Below are 1,422 nucleotides of genomic sequence, written 5' to 3' on the forward strand. Positions count from 1 at the left end.
TCAAGTCCCGTGTAGTGGTGTAGCGGTTTGTGCTTTCGGCTCGGTATGAAGTTTGGGGTTGTGGTTAGGCGGTTAGTTGGTGGTAGTCGCCATGATCACCTCCTGGGTGGTGCATGAGGTGTTTGGTGTGTTCGAGTGCGGTCAGTGACATGTAGCGCTTTTGTTGGATCCAATCGTCGTGTTGTTCGGCTAGGACTGCACCGACAAGCCGAATGATGGATTCGCGGTTTGGAAAGATCCCAACGACGTCGGTGCGCCGGCGGATTTCCCGGTTGAGCCGTTCTGTGGGGTTGTTGGACCACACTTTCGTCCAGACTGGTTTCGGTGCTGCGGTAAACGCCAGCACTTCATCGAGTGATTCCTCCAGATAGGCCGCAACCTGCGGGAATTTTGGTTCCAGTAGGTCGACGACTTCGCGGGCTTGAGCCCAGGTGGATGCGGCATCGGGTTGTTGGAAGATTGTCTGGAACATCGCAGAGACCATAGGCCATTGTGTTTTCGGGACCTTCTCGTAGAGGTTCTTCGCGAAGTGGGTGCGACACCGCTGCCAGGAGGCATCGGGAAGCACTTCGGAAATGGCGTGCTGGATGCCTTCGTGGGCGTCACTGGTGACAAGGAAGACACCACGAAGTCCGCGCGCTTTTAAGTCTTGGAAGAAGCCTTTCCACGATGCGTTGGATTCTGCGGTGGCAACGTGCATGCCGAGCATTTCGCGGTATCCGTCGGCGTTGACCCCGGTGGCCAAAAGTACGGAGCATTTGACTACCCGGCCGCCTTCACGGACTTTGATCGTGAGCGCATCACACGACAAGTAGGCGTACCCGCCGGGGTCGAGTGGGCGGTTTCTAAAATCGTCGACCATTTCGTCGAGTTCTTCTGACATGCGTGAGACCTGCGATTTCGACAGGTTGTTAATGCCAAGGGTTGCCACTAGATCATTCATCCTGCGGGTAGAGACCCCTTTGAGGTAGCAGGTGGCGATCACGGTCGATAGGGCCCGTTCTGCTCGTGAGCGTCGCTCTAACAGCCAGTCTGGGAAGAACGCGCCGTGGCGCAGCTTCGGTACTGCTACGTCGATCGTGCCGACACGGGTGTCAAGGTCGCGGTGGCGATACCCGTTGCGGTGGTTGACCCGTTCGGTGGATGCAACCCCGTATTCGGCGCCGCAGACGGTGTCAGCCTGGGCGGAGAGGATCTGATTGATAAACCCTTGCAGCATTTGGCGCATCAAATCTGGAGATGCTTGGGCGAGCAGATCGTCCAAATAGGTTGTCGGGTCGATAGAATGCGGTGCAGCGGTCATCGTCATGTTCCTTTCGGTGAGATGTGGTAGTTGAGTCGAAAGGTTACTGGCGGTGGCCGCCCCTGTATTTCCCAGGGTCCACCATCAGCAAGCGTTACACCACACTAAGGGACGCAACC

General features: G+C 56.9%; 1 protein-coding gene. It reads right to left on the reverse strand.

What is annotated here, in order from left to right:
- Positions 1-64: 64 nt before the first annotated feature.
- Positions 65-1,303 (reverse strand): IS256 family transposase, encoded by a 1,239-nt coding sequence (locus QP994_RS11010; RefSeq protein WP_284866820.1) that lies wholly within the window; start codon positions 1,301-1,303, stop codon positions 65-67.
- Positions 1,304-1,422: the final 119 nt, after the last annotated feature.

The sequence above is a fragment of the Corynebacterium sp. MSK044 genome (assembly GCF_030232825.1).
GTDB lineage: Bacteria > Actinomycetota > Actinomycetes > Mycobacteriales > Mycobacteriaceae > Corynebacterium.